The sequence below is a fragment of the Jatrophihabitans cynanchi genome (assembly GCF_027247405.1).
Lineage (GTDB): Bacteria > Actinomycetota > Actinomycetes > Mycobacteriales > Jatrophihabitantaceae > Jatrophihabitans_B > Jatrophihabitans_B cynanchi.
Map to the genome: position 1 here is coordinate 4,390,084 of NZ_CP097463.1, position 16,348 is coordinate 4,406,431.

General features: G+C 71.4%; 18 protein-coding genes. 9 read left to right on the forward strand and 9 right to left on the reverse strand.

Annotated features, from left to right (window positions below):
* Positions 1–86 precede the first annotated feature (86 nt).
* A complete protein-coding gene (locus M6B22_RS21365; protein ID WP_269443588.1) occupies positions 87–485 on the forward strand; it encodes a hypothetical protein in 399 nt (132 codons plus the stop codon).
* Here the strand turns inward: M6B22_RS21365 and M6B22_RS21370 are convergent.
* From M6B22_RS21370 to M6B22_RS21380, 3 genes are all read right to left on the reverse strand, one after another.
* The gene (locus tag M6B22_RS21370) at positions 469–1,185 is read right to left on the reverse strand and encodes a thymidine kinase (RefSeq protein WP_269443589.1); all 717 of its coding nucleotides are present in this window, start codon (positions 1,183–1,185) and stop codon (positions 469–471) included. The two genes, M6B22_RS21365 and M6B22_RS21370, sit on opposite strands and share 17 nt — an antisense overlap.
* A 28-nt stretch (positions 1,186–1,213) precedes the next feature.
* Positions 1,214–1,957 (reverse strand): glycerophosphodiester phosphodiesterase family protein, encoded by a 744-nt coding sequence (locus M6B22_RS21375; RefSeq protein WP_269443590.1) that lies wholly within the window; start codon positions 1,955–1,957, stop codon positions 1,214–1,216.
* A 134-nt stretch (positions 1,958–2,091) separates the two neighbouring features.
* Positions 2,092–2,691 (reverse strand): hypothetical protein, encoded by a 600-nt coding sequence (locus M6B22_RS21380; protein ID WP_269443591.1) that lies wholly within the window; start codon positions 2,689–2,691, stop codon positions 2,092–2,094.
* Positions 2,692–2,821: 130 nt separating this feature from the next.
* On the opposite strand from M6B22_RS21380, the gene M6B22_RS21385 reads away from it, so the two are divergent.
* From M6B22_RS21385 to M6B22_RS21395, 3 genes are read left to right on the forward strand one after another with little or no spacing between them, the layout of a single operon-like run.
* Positions 2,822–3,430: a TetR/AcrR family transcriptional regulator gene (locus M6B22_RS21385; protein ID WP_269443592.1), complete on the forward strand. Its 609-nt coding sequence runs from the start codon at positions 2,822–2,824 to the stop codon at positions 3,428–3,430.
* Complete coding sequence (locus M6B22_RS21390) at positions 3,414–5,045, forward strand: acyl-CoA dehydrogenase family protein (RefSeq protein WP_269443593.1); 1,632 nt, start codon at positions 3,414–3,416, stop codon at positions 5,043–5,045. The genes M6B22_RS21385 and M6B22_RS21390 overlap by 17 nt, the downstream gene beginning before the upstream one ends.
* Before the next feature lie 50 nt (positions 5,046–5,095).
* Entirely contained in the window at positions 5,096–5,827 is a 732-nt protein-coding gene (locus tag M6B22_RS21395; RefSeq protein WP_269443594.1) for a ZIP family metal transporter, read from the forward strand.
* Positions 5,828–5,863: 36 nt separating this feature from the next.
* Here M6B22_RS21395 and M6B22_RS21400 read toward each other — a convergent pair whose 3' ends face one another.
* Positions 5,864–6,115: a DUF5999 family protein gene (locus M6B22_RS21400; RefSeq protein WP_269443595.1), complete on the reverse strand. Its 252-nt coding sequence runs from the start codon at positions 6,113–6,115 to the stop codon at positions 5,864–5,866.
* A 168-nt stretch (positions 6,116–6,283) separates the two neighbouring features.
* Positions 6,284–6,751, reverse strand: a complete 468-nt coding sequence (locus tag M6B22_RS21405) for a phosphatase domain-containing protein (protein WP_269443596.1) — start codon at positions 6,749–6,751, stop codon at positions 6,284–6,286.
* Between the two features lie 42 nt (positions 6,752–6,793).
* On the opposite strand from M6B22_RS21405, the gene M6B22_RS21410 reads away from it, so the two are divergent.
* From M6B22_RS21410 to M6B22_RS21425, 4 genes are all read left to right on the forward strand, one after another.
* On the forward strand, positions 6,794–8,227 hold the full coding sequence (locus M6B22_RS21410; protein WP_269443597.1) for a GuaB1 family IMP dehydrogenase-related protein: 1,434 nt from the start codon (positions 6,794–6,796) through the stop codon (positions 8,225–8,227).
* A gap of 201 nt (positions 8,228–8,428) precedes the next feature.
* Positions 8,429–9,445 (forward strand): tryptophan--tRNA ligase, encoded by a 1,017-nt coding sequence (gene trpS / locus M6B22_RS21415; protein WP_269443598.1) that lies wholly within the window; start codon positions 8,429–8,431, stop codon positions 9,443–9,445.
* Between the two features lie 64 nt (positions 9,446–9,509).
* Positions 9,510–10,463 (forward strand): cation diffusion facilitator family transporter, encoded by a 954-nt coding sequence (locus M6B22_RS21420; protein ID WP_269443599.1) that lies wholly within the window; start codon positions 9,510–9,512, stop codon positions 10,461–10,463.
* A gap of 206 nt (positions 10,464–10,669) precedes the next feature.
* Positions 10,670–12,049 carry a WS/DGAT/MGAT family O-acyltransferase gene (locus M6B22_RS21425; protein ID WP_269443600.1) on the forward strand — a complete coding sequence of 460 codons (1,380 nt, stop codon included), beginning with the start codon at positions 10,670–10,672 and terminating at the stop codon, positions 12,047–12,049.
* A gap of 10 nt (positions 12,050–12,059) precedes the next feature.
* Here the strand turns inward: M6B22_RS21425 and M6B22_RS21430 are convergent, their stop codons facing one another.
* The 3 genes from M6B22_RS21430 to M6B22_RS21440 all read right to left on the reverse strand — a co-directional run bounded on the left by M6B22_RS21430 (position 12,060) and on the right by M6B22_RS21440 (position 14,825).
* Positions 12,060–12,854 carry an exodeoxyribonuclease III gene (locus M6B22_RS21430; protein WP_269443601.1) on the reverse strand — a complete coding sequence of 265 codons (795 nt, stop codon included), beginning with the start codon at positions 12,852–12,854 and terminating at the stop codon, positions 12,060–12,062.
* Between the two features lie 50 nt (positions 12,855–12,904).
* A complete protein-coding gene (locus M6B22_RS21435) occupies positions 12,905–14,314 on the reverse strand; it encodes a peptidoglycan DD-metalloendopeptidase family protein (protein WP_269443602.1) in 1,410 nt (469 codons plus the stop codon).
* A gap of 247 nt (positions 14,315–14,561) precedes the next feature.
* Entirely contained in the window at positions 14,562–14,825 is a 264-nt protein-coding gene (locus M6B22_RS21440; protein ID WP_269443603.1) for a helix-turn-helix domain-containing protein, read from the reverse strand.
* Between the two features lie 47 nt (positions 14,826–14,872).
* On the opposite strand from M6B22_RS21440, the gene map reads away from it, so the two are divergent.
* Entirely contained in the window at positions 14,873–15,640 is a 768-nt protein-coding gene (map, locus tag M6B22_RS21445) for a type I methionyl aminopeptidase (RefSeq protein ID WP_269443604.1), read from the forward strand.
* Between the two features lie 51 nt (positions 15,641–15,691).
* Here map and M6B22_RS21450 read toward each other — a convergent pair whose 3' ends face one another.
* On the reverse strand, positions 15,692–16,348 hold the full coding sequence (locus M6B22_RS21450) for a TetR/AcrR family transcriptional regulator (RefSeq protein WP_269443605.1): 657 nt from the start codon (positions 16,346–16,348) through the stop codon (positions 15,692–15,694).

The window sequence follows — 16,348 nt, forward strand, 5'->3', positions numbered from 1 at the left end:
AGAGGCAGACCGACGTGCACCTGCGCCCCCGCCACAGCTCCGCGAGTGCCGAGGTCCTCCTACCTTCGACCGGGTCGGGCTCGCGCATGAGGGATTTGCTCGAACCGCGCACCCTCGCCCGGCTCATCGGGACGGGACGGGTGCTGCTCGGCGGCGCGTTCCTGGCCGCACCGGTCGGCTCGACCCGGGCGCTCGGCCTGGACTCGGCGACCGCCAAGCGGGTGAGCTTCCTGGCCCGGATGATAGCCGCGCGCGACGTGGCGATCGGGGCCGGTACGGCGGCGGCAGCGGGCCAGGGCGGGCGTCCCGGCGGTTGGCTGCTCGCCGGCGCGTTCGCCGACGCGGCCGACGCAGTCGTCATCGCCGGCGCGCTCAAGAGCGGGCGGGCGAGCGGTCCGGTCGCCGCCGGCGTGGCTGGGGGAGCGGTGGCGTTGGCCGCGGTCGCCGTTGTGGGCGGCGCGACCGCGCTCAGACGTCGAGGCTGAGCTGGCCGCGGCCGGCGTCGCCGCCGAGTTCGCCACGCCGGTGATGCATCCGGCACAGCACCTGGTAGTGCACGGTGGTGTCGCTGTCGCTGCCGGCCGCGGTGTCCGCGACGAGCACGGTGTCGCCGGAACGGACCACCCGTCCGTCGACGACGCGCGCGTTCAACATGCCCGGCCGGCCACACCAGCACAGCACCTCGACATGGACCGGCACGACCTCGTCGGCGAGCTCCATCAGACGCTTGGCGCCCGGCAGCAGCAGTGTGCGGAAGTCGGTGGACAGGCCGAAGCAGTAGACGTCGACGTGCCAGTCGTCGACCAGCTCGGCGAGTTGATCGACGTGCTGGGGTTCGAGGAAGCCCGCCTCATCCACGATCAGGTAGTCCACGGCGCGGCCGGCCGCCCACTCGCCGCGCACGAGCAGCCGGATGTCGGTGTCGTCCTTCAGCTCGAGCGCAGCGCGCGCCAGCCCGACCCGGGTGGTGATCTTCGGCGCGCCGGAACGGTCGTAGCGGACCAGCAGTAGCCCGTGCCGGCCCTGCCGCGCGTGGTTGTGGTCGATCTGCAGGGCCAGGGTGGACTTGCCGCAGTCCATCGGGCCGTGGAAGAACATCAGCCGGGCCGGCATCGGCAGTGCGCGCCGGTTCCCTGCGGCCGGCACGGACGCGAGCGCGCCGGACGGGGACTCGGGCTCGGGCACCCCGCGAGGCTACCGGGACGCGGGCCGGTCAGCGGGGCCAGGCCCCGCGCGCCGCCAGCACCTCGCGCAGCACATCCGCGCGATCGGTCATGATCCCGTCGACGCCGAGGTCGAGGGCGCGCTCCATGTCGGCGCGCGCGTTGACCGTCCACACGTGCACCTGCAACCCGAGGTTGTGGGCGATGTCCAGGTAGCGGGCGTCCACCAGGTCGAACCGGCCGATCCGGAACGGCACCTGCGCGCACTGGCCGGCCGGCGCTCGGCGCGGCCGGCCGGGCAGCCTGAGCCGCAGCGCCTCGAGCGGCCCGAGCGAGGTACACGCGGACGGCCCGAGCGCTGCCCGGATGGCGGCCACCCGGTCGTCGGCGAACGCGCCGACGCATACCCGCTCGATCGCGCGGCTCTGCCGGATGACGTCGATGGCGGCCCCGAGCGAGTGGTCGTCCTTCACGTCGATGTTGACCTGCACGTGCGGCCAGGCGGACAGCAGTTCGGCGAGCAGCGGGATCGGCTCGCGTCCGGCGATGCGCGCGGAACGGACGTCGGACCAGGGCAGTGCCCGGATCCGGCCGGAGCGATCTGTCGTTCGGTCCAGGGACGCGTCGTGGAACGCCAGCGCGACTCCGTCCGCGGTCACGCGGACGTCGGTCTCGAGGTAGCGGTAGCCGAGCGCGACCGCGCGCTCGAAGGCGGCCATCGAGTTCTCGTCGCCGTCGCGCGCGAAGCCGCGATGGGCGAAGGCAAGCGGCGTCGGGCCGTCGAGGAACGCCATGATCGCCCTATCCTGCCGGACCGGCGCCGGCCGCGCCGATCAGCCGGCGAAGCGCTCCGGGGCCCGGGGCGAGCCCGCGGTGGGTCCCGTCGACCACGTCAAGGGTGACAGTGTGTGGATGGGACGGGCGCGCCTCACCCCAGCGTGGCAGCGGTGACGTAGTACTTGCCGTCTGCCTCCTTGGTGGTGGTGACCTTGAGCTTGCCGTGTCCACCTACCTCGGTGAACGTGAAGGTTCCGCTTGCCCCGGTGTCGCTGTGGTCGTCGGCCGGTTTCTGGAACGCCCGCCCGGACAGCGACGCGGTCGTCGCCGGATCGACGGTGCCGGGGTAGACGCAGTCCTGCGCGTCCTGCGCCTGCTCGAGCGCGAGGGCGCCGACGAAGATGAACGCCGGGATCTCGGCGTCGGCCGCGCTCGGGCAACTGCTCGCCGGCGCGCCACCGTCCGTCGGCAGCCCGTCAGCCGACGGCGCTGACTCGCTGCCCGCAGGCGCGGCGCCGGTCGCGGTGGCCGTCGCGGTGCTGGCCTCGGTGATGGCGGCGGTGATGGCGGCGGTGACCACCCCTGGCGGCCGCAGCGGCTCCGTTCGCGCGGCGGTGCGCGGTGTGCCGGTGGCGACCCGCGAGCCGGACTGTCTCGACAGGGCGTAGCCGCCTACCGCGAGCGCCGCCGCGAGCAGCACGCTGAGCGCGACCAGCCGGCCCTGACCCGCGCGCGATCGGTCCTGCGTCATGCTGACCCCCCGAACCGCTGCGCCCGACAGCCCCCGACAGGCCGGGCGAGCGACCCAGATCCTGCCATGGGTGCACCGTGATGGGGAGCCTTGCTGGCGCAAGCGGTGAATCCGTGTTTCACTCCTTGGTGTGGCCTACCGGCGCACCCCTCGTATCCAGGCCCGGCTCGATGCCCAACGACAGGGCATCGTGCGGGCCGCGACCGCGCTGGTGTCCGAGTCGGGCTACGCCGCCTGCTCCATCGCCCGCGTCGCAGCGCGCGCTGGGGTCGCACCCGGCACGGTCTACAACCACTTCGCGAGCAAGGGCGACGTGCTGGCCGACGTCTTCCGTGCCGTCGTGACCCAGGAGGTCGCCGCGGTGCGCACCGCGGTCACGAGCGGGACGGCGGCCGAGCGGATCGCGGCCGTGATCGAGACCTTCGCCGGGCGCGCGCTGAAAGCCCCCCGGCTCGCGTACGCGCTGCTGGCCGAACCGGTCGACGCACGGATCGAGGCGCTGCGGCTGCAGTTCCGCCAGGCGTTCTGCGACATCGTCGCCGACGCCGTGGCCGACGGCGTGGCGCAGGGGCAACTGCCGCCGCAGAACCCGGCGGTGACCGCAGCGGCGCTCGTGGGCGCGATCGGCGAGGTGCTGGTCGGCCCGCTCGACACCGGCGCCGCCGAGCCGGACACCGTCCCCACCCTGATCGGATTCGCACTGCGCGGGATCGGAGCCCTCGATGACACACACGCATGAGGTGAGCAACCAGGTGCCACCGCACACCGGTCGCGACATCGCGGCCCATCCGGCCCTGTTCGAGGGGCTGCACCGGGAGGGGGCCGGCTGGGCCGAGAGCGAGGTGCGCGCGCTCGGCGCCCTGGCGAACAGCGAGCCCGCGCAGGAGTGGGGCCGGCTGGCCAACGAGCATCCGCCGGTGCTGCGCACCCACGACCGGTTCGGCAACCGCATCGACGAGGTCGACTACCTGCCGCAGTACCACGAACTGATGCGCACCGCGGTCGAGCACGGGCTGCACGGCGCCCCATGGGCAGATGAGCGGGCCGGCGCTCACGTCGCGCGGGCCGCCAAGGTGATGGCCTGGGGGGTGGCCGACGCGGGCCACCTGTGCCCGATCTCGATGACCTACGCGGTCGTGCCGGCCCTGCGCGCGACGCCTGAACTCTCCGCCCGGTACGAGCCGCTGCTGACCAACCGCGTCTACGACCACGGGCTGCGCCCGCCGCTCGGCAAGGGCGGGCTGATCGCCGGCATGTCGATGACCGAGAAGCAGGGCGGCTCGGACGTGCGCGCCAACACCACCCGCGCGGTACCGCAGCCCGACGGCAGCTATCGGCTGACCGGACACAAGTGGTTCACCTCCGCCCCGATGTCCGACCTGTTCCTCACCCTTGCGCAGACCGACGGCGGCCTGTCCTGCTTCCTGGTGCCCCGCGTGCTGCCGGACGGCGCGCGCAACGCGTTCTTCCTGCAGCGGCTCAAGGACAAGCTCGGCAACAAATCCAACGCCTCGGCCGAGATCGAGTATGCGGACGCCGTCGGGTGGCTGGTCGGACCGCAGGGCCGCGGCGTGCGCACCATCATCGAGATGGTCAACATGACCCGGCTGGACTGCGCGCTGATGGCGGCCTCGGGCATGCGCATCGGTGTGGCCAATGCGGTCCACCACGCGACCCACCGCAGCGTGTTCGGCGCCCGGCTGCTCGAACAGCCCGCGATGGTCAACGTGCTTGCCGATCTCGCGATCGAGTCCGAGGCCGCGACCACGGTCGTGCTGCGGCTGGCCGGGGCCGTCGACCGTGCGATCCGTGGCGACTCCCAGGAGGCCGCCGTCCGTCGCGTCGGCCTGGCCGTCACGAAGTACTGGCTGTGCAAGCGCTGGTCCGCCCATGCGGCTGAGTCGCTCGAGTGCCTCGGCGGCAACGGCTACGTCGAGGAGTCCGGTCTACCCCGGCTGTACCGCGAAGCGCCGCTGGTGTCGATCTGGGAGGGCTCGGGAAACGTCGCCGCGCTGGACACGCTGCGTGCCATGGTGCGCGAGCCGGACACGATCGAGGCGTTCTTCGGCGAACTGGAGCTGGCCGCCGGGACGGACGCCCGTTACGACGACGCGCTGGCCCTGCTGCGCAAGGAGTTCGCGGACACCGATGACCTGCAGTATCGCGCACGGCACGTCGTCGAGCGGATGGCCTTGCTGCTGCAGGGTGGGCTGCTGCTGCGGCATGGCGACCCGGCGGTAGCCGATGCGTTCGCCGCTTCTCGGCTTGCGGGGGACTGGGGCGTCGCATTCGGCACGCTGCCGCGCGGTCTTGACACCGGGCGTGTGCTCGCTCGGGCACGCGTCGCTGACTGAAGCTTCGCCCCTTATCGGGAACGGTTTTCATATCGAGTATTGTTCGCGGCATGGCTGTGCTGCTCGCGCTCGGATCGCTGCTCTCGACCCTGCTCGGCGGTGTGCTCGCCATGCGGGCGCGCGACAAGCTGCACCTGATCCTCGGCCTGGCCGCAGGCGTGATGCTCGGGGTGGTGGGCTTCGACCTGCTGCCGGAGGCGATGGAGCTGTCCGACCAGGTCGTCTTCGGGGTGCCCGCCGTGATGCTCACGACGATCGGCGGCTTCTTCACGATCCACCTGATCGAGCGGTCGATGGCCATTCACCGGGCGCACGAGGGGGAGTTCGGCGGCCATCACCACGGCCTGGAATCCGTCGGCCTCCTCGCGGGGGGCGGCCTGGTCGCGCACAGCTTCCTGGACGGCGTCGGCATCGGGCTGGGCTATCAGGCCGGTGCCGCGGTGGGTCTGGCGGTGGCCATCGCCGTCATCGGCCACGACTTCGCCGACGGCTTCAACACCTTCACCATCACGACGTTGTACGGCAATGCGCGCCGACGCGCCCTGATCCTGCTCGGGCTGGACGCGCTCGCGCCGGTCGTCGGCGCCGCTGCGGGGATGGTGCTGCCGATCCCGCAGAGCGCGATCGGGCTCTACCTCGGCTACTTCGCCGGCTTCTTGCTGTACCTGGCTACGGCGGACATCCTGCCTGAGGCCCACGCGCGCCACCCGTCCCGCTTGACGCTGGCCTGCACGGTGGGCGGCGCGGCGTTCATGTGGCTCGTCGTCGGCCTGAGTCAGTAGGCGGGCGCCACCCCGGTTGCCGGCGTCCGCCGGCGATCAGCTGGCGCGGCGGTGCGGGGAGGCCAGCAGCAGGTCGCTGCGGCGCGCGGCGCAGCTCTGCCCGTCCGGCAGCAGTTCGCCGAAGTCCTCGAACAGGACGACGCCGTTGCACAGCAGGCTCCAGCCCTGTTCGGGGTGGGCTGCCACGACGTGCGCGGCATCACGGTCCGTGGCGTCGGCGGTGGGGCACGGCGGGGTGTGCCGGCAGTGGGGCGGAGCCGGGATTGCCGACTCACTGTGCGTGGTCATTTCGGTGTCCTGTAATCGCTTCCGGTAGAGAGCTACGTCACAAGTGTGCGCCCTGGCGCGATCTTGTCCAGTAGCCACGCGGGCCTGTGGACAGTAGTTCGGGACAAACCCGGACAGGTCTGTGTGGTTTTCGTTAGATCGTTATGTTCTTGTTATGAACAAATTGTCTCAAGTGCGTCCTTCCCGCTCCTGTGCGTCGCGTAACGCGTCGTCCCGCGGCACCCAGTCGGCGAGCACGGCGGGCACTCCGGCGTCGAGCGCGGCGTCGATCACCTCACGGTCGTCGTCGACGAACGCCGCGATCTCCCGCGACGCGAGCCCACCCAGGACGTCCAGCTTGTAGACCCGGGCCGGGCGGTAGTCGCCGTCCGGGCGCATGTGCAGCTCGGTTCCGGGCAGGGCGTGTTCGGTGAGCCATTCGCGAGTGACCCCGCGCAGCCACTCCGGGCGGCCGGTCAGCCACACGATCTCGTGCCGGTCCGCCAGTTCGCGCACCAGCCGGGCGCCGACTGCCAGCAGCGAATCGGCGTGGGCCGCCTCGAAGAACGCGCCCCACGCCTTGTGCCGGTGCAGGTGGTGCAGCCGGTGCCGGACGTCGGCGACGACGCCGTCGATGTCGAACACCGCGAGGCTCACCGGGCGAGTCTGCCAAAGTGGCGCACCTGGGATGCTGAAGGCATGCGATTCGTCGACGCGGTGCCGCCGTACGAGCTGACCTACAACGACGTGTTCATGGTTCCGGGCCGTTCGGACGTGACCTCACGCTTCGACGTCGACCTGGCCACGGCAGACGGCAGCGGCGCGACGCTTCCGCTGGTGGTGGCCAACATGACCGCGGTCGCCGGCCGGCGGATGGCCGAGACCACCGCCCGCCGTGGCGCGCTGACGGTGCTTCCCCAGGACATCCCGGCAGCCGTGGTGACCGAGGTGGTGAGCTGGGTGAAGACACGGCACCTGGTCGTCGAGACCGCGCTGACCCTCGCTCCGCACAGCCCGGTCGGCGACGCGCTCGCCCTGATCCACAAGCGCGCCCACGGCGTGGTGGTGGTGGTCGAGGACGGCCGTCCGGTCGGCGTGGTCACCGAGGCCGACTGCACCCGGGCGGACCGCTTCGCCCAGCTGCACCAGGTGATGAGCGCCAACCCGCAGACCCTGACGGACCCGGTCGACCCGGTGCACGCGTTCGCCGAACTCGACCGCAGCCGGCGCAAGCTCGCACCGGTGGTCGGTGCCGACGGCCGGCTGGTCGGGGTGCTCACCCGGACGGGTGCGCTGCGCTCGACGATCTACCAGCCCGCTGTCGACGCCGGCGGCCGGCTGCGCGTGGCAGCCGCGGTCGGCGTGAACGGGGACGTCGAGGGCAAGGCCGCCGAACTGCTCGCCGCGGGTATCGACGTGCTGGTCGTCGACACCGCCCACGGGCACCAGCAGCGCATGCTGGACGCGCTGTCGGCCGTGCGCGCGCTCGACCCGCAGGTTCCGGTCGTCGCGGGGAACGTGGTGTCCGCCGAGGGGGTACGCGACCTGGTCGACGCCGGCGCGGACATCGTGAAGGTCGGGGTCGGGCCCGGCGCGATGTGCACGACCCGGATGATGACCGGTGTCGGGCGGCCGCAGTTCTCCGCCGTGCTCGAGTGCGCCACTGCGGCCCGCAAGCTCGGCAAGCACGTCTGGGCTGACGGGGGAGTGCGGCATCCGCGAGACGTCGCGCTGGCACTGGCCGCGGGCGCGTCGTCGGTCATGATCGGCTCCTGGTTCGCCGGCACGTACGAGTCGCCGGGGGATCTGCACATCGCGCCGGACGGCCGTGCGTACAAGGACAGCTTCGGCATGGCATCGGCGCGGGCAGTCGCCAACCGCACCAGCGGCGAGAGCGCGTTCGAGCGGGCCCGCAAGGCGCTGTACGAGGAGGGGATCTCCTCCGGGCAGCAGTTCCTCGACCCGAGCAGGCCGGGTGTGGAGGACCTGCTCGACGAGATCACGGCCGGTGTTCGGTCGGCCTGCACGTATGCGGGAGCGGCCACCCTCGAGCAGTTCCACGAGCGGGCCGTGGTCGGTGTCCAGTCGGCCTCGGGCTTCGCCGAAGGGCGTCCCCTCTACGCGGGCTGGTGAGCCGTCCGGCTCGGCCCGCGAAATCGCTGCCGCCGGCCGTTACCGTGGAGCCATGACCAGCCGCAGCACGACCTGGTGGCCGCCCGACTAGGACGGCCACCTTCCGCTGCACCCGTGGGCCGTCCGTGTCGGACGGGCCCACTCGCAGCCGGCGAGGTGCGCGGACGATGCGGACGCCCTGACGATCTCAGGAGCCACATCATGTCCCGCATCCTCAGCGGCGATCGCCCCACCGGCGCGCTGCACCTCGGCCACTACTTCGGCACGCTCGCCAATCGCGTGCGGTTGCAACAGCAGGGGCACGAGCTGTTCGTGGTCGTCGCCGACTACCAGGTCATCACCGATCGGGCCACGCCCGGGGCGGTGCGTGACGCGGTCACCAGCCTGGTGCTGGACTACCTCGCCTGCGGGCTCGACCCGGACGCAACGGTCGTGTTCGCCCACAGTGCCGTGCCGGCGTTGAACCAGTTGCTGCTTCCGTTCCTGTCCCTGGTGAGCGTCGGCGAGCTGTCTCGCAACCCGACGGTCAAGCAGGAGGCGCGGCAGTCCGGGAGACGTGCGGTGAGCGGGTTGCTGCTCACCTACCCGGTGCACCAGGCCGCGGACATCCTGTTCTGCAAGGCCGATCTCGTGCCGGTCGGGCGCGATCAGCTGCCGCACCTGGAGCAGACCCGATCGATCGCTCGCCGGTTCAACGAGCGGTACGGGCCGGTGTTCGGGCTGCCCGAGGCGCTGCTCGGCGACGCGCCCGTGCTGCTCGGCCTCGACGGCCGCAAGATGTCCAAGAGCCTCGGCAACGCGATCGCGCTGAGTGACCCACCCGATGTGGTCGCGGCGAAGGTGCGCGCGGCCCGCACCGACTCGGAGCGGACGATCAGCTACGAGCCCGAGCGCCGTCCGCAGGTGGCCAACCTGCTGCGGATCGCGGGCCTGTGCTCCGGCACCGAGCCCGCAGCGCTCGCGGACGAGGTGGGCGACGGTGCGGGCCGGCTCAAAGCGCTCGTCACCGAGGCGATCGTCCAGTTCCTGCGCCCGCTGCAGGACCGGCGGGCCCGCTTCGACGCCGCGGACGTGCACGACGTGCTCGCCCGCGGCACCGCGGTCGCCAACGCCGTCGCCGATCGCACGCTGGCGCATGTGCACGCGGCCATGGGTTTCGCGGAACGCCGGCACACTGCGATCCGGACGTCGTCGGCGCGATCGCCTGGTCCGCGGTGACCGAGTGGCCCGCACGTCGCGGATCGGCTGTCCCTTCGCGGCGTGACTGTGTGACAGTGGACTGGTGAGTCATGACCACCACAGCCACTCTCCGGGCGCGGGCGCGGACCGTCGCTGGCTGCTCGCAGCGCTCGCCGTGGTCCTGGCGTTCATGGTCGCCGAGATCGTCGCCGGCCTGCTGGCGCACTCGCTCGCTCTGATCACCGACGCCGGGCACATGATCACCGATGCCGCGGCGATCGGCGTCGCGATCGTGGCAGTCCGGATCGGGCGGCGGCCGGCACGCGGTGCGTACACCTACGGGTTCGCGCGCGTCGATGCGTTGTCGGGGCAGGCGAACGGCATCACCCTGGTGCTGCTCGCGATCTGGTTCGGCGTGGTCGGCATCTCGCGGCTGATCTCACCCGGCGCAGTGCACGGCGGGGTGGTGAGTGTCGTCGCCGCGGTCGGGGTGGGCGTGAACCTGCTCGCCACCTGGCTGGCCGGCCGGGCGGACCGGTCCAGCCTGAACGTGCGCGGCGTGCTCGCCCACCTGATCACGGACGTCTGGGCCTTCGTCGCAACGTTTGCCGCCGGCCTGATCATCGTGTGGACAGGGTGGACCCGCGCCGACGCGATCGCGTCGCTGCTCGTGGCCGCGCTGATGGCGTGGACCGGGTGGGCGCTGATCCGCGCTGCCGGCCGGGTCTTCCTCGAGGCGGCCCCGTCCGACATCGACCCGTTCGAGGTCGGGGAACGGCTCGCGGCTGTCGATGGTGTGGCCGAGGTCCACGACCTGCATGTCTGGCAACTGGGCGCCGCGGAGCGGGCGATGTCCGCGCACGTCCTGGTGAACGCGCCGTACGACTGCCACGAGGTGAGCACCCGGCTGCGCGCGATCCTGGCCGAGCACTACGGAATCGGGCACGTCACGCTGCAGGCCGATCATGCCGACGCGACCGACCGGCCCGGTTGGCACGATGCGGGGCACTGCGACGATGCGCACGGCCAGGTGCACGTGGCGCCGGCAGCTCAGTGAGCCGCGGATCCTTCAGTCACAGGCGGGTCACTCGCCGCCCGGGAGCAGGTCCGTGAGCTTGTCGGCACCGGCGTCGATCGGCCGCCTCCGCGCTGAGAATGCCCCGCGCTCTGCGCTGAAATGCCCCGCGTTGCCGGGATAGTGTTCCGACGGTACCCACTGCTGTCCCGTCCTACCAGCGGTCCGGATGCACAGAAGGGTGAGCGATGCTGCTGCCGATGTCGCCGACCAGTTCGATGTTCCTGCTCGGCGAGACCCGCGAGCACCCGATGCACGTCGGGGGCCTGCAGCTGTTCCAGCCGCCGGACGGCGCCGACGCGCTGGACGTGCGCGCCATGTTCGAGGCGGCGGTGGCCGACGGCGATGTCGCGCCGCTGTTCAGCAAGCGCGCGCGTCGTGCCTTGACCACGTTCGGCCAGTGGGGCTGGGAGCCGGACCGCAGCTTCGACCTCGAGCATCACGTTCGCTTCAACGCGCTGCCGCGCCCCGGCCGGGTTCTCGAGCTGCTCGCGCTGTGCTCGCGGCTGCACTCGTCCCTGCTGGACCGGCACCGTCCGCTGTGGGAGATGCACTTGATCGAGGGGCTGGAGGACGGCAGGTACGCCACCTACTTCAAGGTGCATCACTCGATGGTCGACGGCGTCAGTGCGCTACGCCTCATGCAGCGGATGCTCAGTGAGGATCCTGACGAGCGGCACATGCCCGCGCCGTGGGCGTTGCGCTCTCCGGCGCCGCGTCGCGCAGACGGGGTCGATGTCGCGCAACTGCCGGGCGCCCTCGCTCGTGGTGCGCTCGAGTTGGCAGGCGCCACACCGGCGATCCTGCGGCTGCTCAACCGGAGCCTGTCCGGCCATGACGAGGTCGTCGCCGCGGCACCGAAGTCGATGTTCAACGTCCCGATCACCGGAGCCCGCCGGTTCGCCGGGCAGTCGTGGTCGATCGATCGCATTCGTCGAATCAGCAAGGCGGGCGAGGCGACGCTGAACGACACGGTGCTGGCCATGTGCTCGGGCGCGCTTCGCAGCTACCTGCTCGAGCTCGGGGCCCTGCCGGACGTCCCGCTGATCGCGATGGTGCCTGTCTCGCTGCACACGAGCGAGTCGTCCGCGGAGGGCGACGGCGGGGGCAACGCGATCGGCGCGGTGCTCTGCAACCTGGGAACGCACCTGGACGACGCGGGGGAGCGGTTGCGGACCGTGCACGCCTCCATGCAACGCGGCAAGGAGTCGTTGCAGGGGATGAGTCAGCTGCAGATCCTGGCGGTCAGCGCTGTCGCGATGAGCCCGGTGGTGCTCGAGTGGCTACTGCGTGCACACGGCCGGATGCGGCCGGTGTTCAACCTCATCATCTCGAACGTCCCGGGCCCACATAGCCAGCTGTACTGGAACGGGGCGCGGCTGGACGGCGTGTACCCGTTGTCGGTTCCGATCGACGGCCAGGCGCTGAACATCACCTGCACCAGCTACGCCGACGAACTCGCATTCGGGCTCACCGGCTGCCGCCGGACCGTGCCGCACCTGCAGCGGCTGCTGACTTTCCTCGACGACGAGTTGGCGGCGCTGGAGCGGGCGACCGGGGTGGCCTGAAGCGGCACGATCAGCCGAGTTCCACCACCACCGGCGCATGATCGGACGCGCCCGTACCCTTGCGTGCCTCGCGATCGACGAACGCGTCGGTCACCGCGTCGGCGAACGCGGCGTCGGCGTAGACGAGGTCGATGCGCATGCCGCGGTTCTTGGGGAAGCACAGCTGGCGGTAGTCCCAGTAGGTGAAGGGGACCTCGTACTTGAGCGCGCGTGGGTACACGTCGCGCAGCCCGGCCTCGCGCAGTGCGGCCAGCGCGTCGCGCTCGGGGGCGGTGACGTGGGTGCTCTCGGTGAACTGGCTGATGTCCCAGACATCCGCGTCGGTGGGTGCGATGTTGAAATCGCCCAGCACCGCGAACGGCCGCGCGGAGTCGAGTTCCTCGACCACGGTCGTGCGCAGCGCGCCGAGCCAGCGCAGCTTGTACTCGTAGTGCGCATGCTCGACCGTGCGGCCGTTGGGCACGTACACCGACCAGAGCCGCACCCCGTTGCAGGTGACGCCGATCGCGCGCGGCTCGACGGCCTCGATCATCGCGTCCTCCGGCTGGAACCCGGGCTCGCCGGACAGGCCGCGGCGGACCCCCTCGATGCCGACGCGCGACAGCACGGCCACGCCGTTCCACCGCCCGGTGCCGTGCACGGCCGACTCGTAGCCGAGCCTGCCGAGTTCATCGGCCGGGAAGTCGGCCTCGCTGCACTTGATCTCCTGCAGGCAGAGGACGTCCGGTTCGGCCGTCCCCAGCCAGTCGAGCAGCCGTGGCAGCCGGGCGCCGATCGAGTTGATGTTCCACGTCGCGATTCGCACCCGCACAGCCTGTCATGCGGTGCCGACGCGGTGTGCGGAGCGGTCTGCCGTCAGTGCCGCGCCGTGGTGCGGTAGTGCCTCGCCATCCAGGGGCCGTAGACGCCGGTGTTGGTCCGTGCACGCACGGTCACGCGGTACCGCGCGCCTGCGCGGGTGTGCGTCCAGGTGTGGCTCGGGGTCCGGCCGGTCGTCGTGTACGACCAGCGCGTCCAGCCGGAGCGGGTCTTGCGGCTGATCGCCACCTGGTAGCCGGACAGCTTGGTGCCGTGCAGGCTGGGTGCCGTCCAGATGAGCACGACATGGTGCGCGTAGCCACGCAGCCGGTGGTACACCGGCGCGCTCGGCCGTGGAATGAGCGAGCGCCAGGAGCTGGCGATGCTCCACCCGGCCGCGGTGTGCGCGCTCAGCCGTACCCGGTAGCTGCGGCCGGCCAACAACCCGCGCAGCGTGTAGCGCGACGCGGAGCCGGCGATCGGGTAGTAACCCACGCTGCAGGAACTGGTGATGTAGGGCGAGCACGGCGCGTCCCACGAGTGCGTGCTGGGCCGCCAGATCTCGATCTGAGCCTCGTAACGGTTGGCGCCCCGCACAGGGGTCCACGCCAGCCCGGCGCTGGTGGTGGCACGCGAGGTGCGCGGAGCCGCCATCCGCCCCGGCGTGGCCGGCGTCCCAGCGGGCAGGCACGACCGCCCGGACGGGGTGTTGAGCAGGGTGAGGTACGGGACGTCGACCCAGCGGGCGGGAAGCGGTGAGCCCATCGCTTGCGCGTACACGCTCCGCCCGAGCGCCGCCGGCCAGTTGACGGCGGAACCACCCGCACAGCCGCGCAGCGTGTTGATCGCCGTGGACGTCGCCGTCAGGTACTGTCCGCCGTTGCGATGGACCTGGAAGTCGAGGTAGGACTTCACGGTTCGTTGGCACGGCGCGCCGGTGGAGCCGGCCCGGCCGATCGCGGTGCGCGGCGCGACAGCGCTCCCGACCCGGACGCTCACCGAATAGAGGTGCTGGTACACCGACACGATGCCGCCGCCGTGATCGATGACCACCTCGCTGCCGCCGCCGGTCCGCCCGCCCGTCGGCACGCAGGCGCTGCTCGCCCGGGTGGCCTGGATCACGATGCCCGCGCCGGCGGCGTAGACGTACGGGTGCGGGTTCGCCGGATCGGTGATGTTGAAGTTCATCGCGAAGTAGCCGCGGTGATCTCCGGCGCAGTTGTTCGTGCCGGTGCTGGGCCCGTTGTTGTTCACGTGGTCACCGATGCAGCCGACCCGGACCGGGACGTGCAGCGGGAACCAGACCGGGTCGGAGTACGGGTGTGTCGTGCTGACGGCTGCAGCGGCGAGGGCGACGGCGGGGGTAGGTGTGCCGCGGCGCGGTACCGGCGCTTGCATCACGGTGATCGTGAGCAGCGCGGCGAGCCCGAAGACGCCGAAAACACGCGGCAGACGTCTGACCTGCATTGCAGTTCCTCCACGGGAGTCGTTCGGACCGCCCCCGCGGCATGTCGGCCGCACACTGTCTGCGGCAAACGTCCAGATCGTACGGCACCCGCCCCCCGGTTTGCACCGTCGCTGAACACTATCGGCCGCGCGGGCGGCTTGCTGAGCCGGCCACAACTGGCGGTCGGCTCTGCTCCACCCACCCGGTTACCGGATCCGGGGCCGAATTCTGGTAACCGCAGGGGGAAGCGGCGCCGTCCACCCAGGCTCAGGCCGTCGCGGCGTCCTCGGCGGGCACGACGTGGGCAGCCAGCGCGGCGAGGTCGAGCCCGAGCGTGCTGCCGAGGGCCGCAACGGTGAAGAAGGCCGGAGTGGCGATGCGGCCGGTCTCGATCTTGCGCAGGGTTTCGACCGGAATGCCGGATGCGGCGGCGACGTCGACCATGCTGCGGTCGCCGCGCGCCTGACGCAGGGCAGCACCGAGCCGGCGGCCGCGGTCGCGTTCAGCGGGGGAGAGGATCGGGCGAACCATATCCGTGATACTAATACCGGTATAACTATCACGGTGTGGAGGACGCGATGCTGGAACTGAAGACGCCCGGCGAGATCGACGCGATGGCCGCGGCCGGAGCAGTCGTGGCCCGTGCGCTCGCCGGGACACGTGCCGCCGCGCAGCAGGGGGTTCGCCTGGTCGAACTCGATCAGCTCGCGCGCGCGGTGCTGCGCGAGGCGGGGGCAACCTCGCCCTTCCTCGGCTACCAACCGTCGTTCGCCCACAGCCCGTTCCCGGGGGTGCTGTGCCTGTCCGTCAACGACGCCGTGCTGCACGGCATCCCCACCGGCTACCGGCTTCGCGACGGTGACCTGCTCAGCGTCGACTGCGGCGCCACCGTCGACGGCTGGACGGGCGACGCAGCGGTGTCGTTCTGCGTCGGGCACGCCACCGACGCCGCCGGCGCCCGGCTCCTGGAACGCACCGAGGCGGCACTTCGCGCCGGGATCGCCGTCGCGCAGCCCGGCGCCCGGATCGGCGACATCTGCGCTGCGATCGGCGCCGTCGCCCGTGCGGCCGGATACGGCCTGCACACCGACTTCGGCGGCCACGGCATCGGTCGCACCATGCACGAGAGCCCGCACATCCCGAACGACGGTCGTGCCGGCCGTGGCATGCGGCTGCGGCCGGGCCTCACGATCGCCATCGAACCGTGGTTCCTCGCCGGCGGACAGGACGCCTATCGCGTCGACGACGACGGCTGGACGCTGCGCAGCGCCGACGGATCCCGCGGCGCGCACTTCGAGCACACCGTTGCCATCACCGACGAAGGGCCGCGCATCCTCACCGTGTGAGCAGGCATCGGCTCACACCGACTCACACCGACTCACACCGACTCGCTCGGATCACGGCGCGCGCGGGGACACGTCGGCGTCCGGAGACGTCGCGAAGGTCTGCACGTGGTCGACGGCTGTCTGCAATGCGTCCCTGAGCGGAGTGATCTCCTGAGCGACCTGGGCGAGCAGCATGCCGCCCTGGAACGCGGCCAGCAACAGGTTGGCCAGCCGAGTGGGGTCCGCTGCGGCGCTGAGGCGGCGCTGATCCTGCATGCGCTGGAGCCCGTCACGGAAGATGGCCCGCCACTGATCGAACGCACCGGCCAGTTCGTCATGAACGTCCAGGTCCGTCTTGATGATCTCGCTCGCCAGGGAGCCGAGGCTGCAGCCTTCCTGGTAGGCGCGCTCGTAGGCGACGTAGTGGTCCGTCCAGGCCCGAAACGCCTCGAGGTCGTCGAAGCCGGCGAAGCGCTCACCTCGGTGGAACGCGAGGACGCGTTCGGCCTGCCACGCGATGACCGCGAGGACGAGGCTCTCCTTGGTCGGGAAGTAATGGTTGATCTGCGAGCCACTGACGCCGGCGGCACGGCGGAGCCGGTCGTTGTTCGTGGCGTGCACGCCGTTTGCGTAGATCAACTCCGCAGCATGCTCCAGGATGCGCGCGCGTGTCGCCTGCCCCTTGTCGGTGAGCTTGCGGGGTTCCCGGGTTCCGGTAGTGGTCGGCAC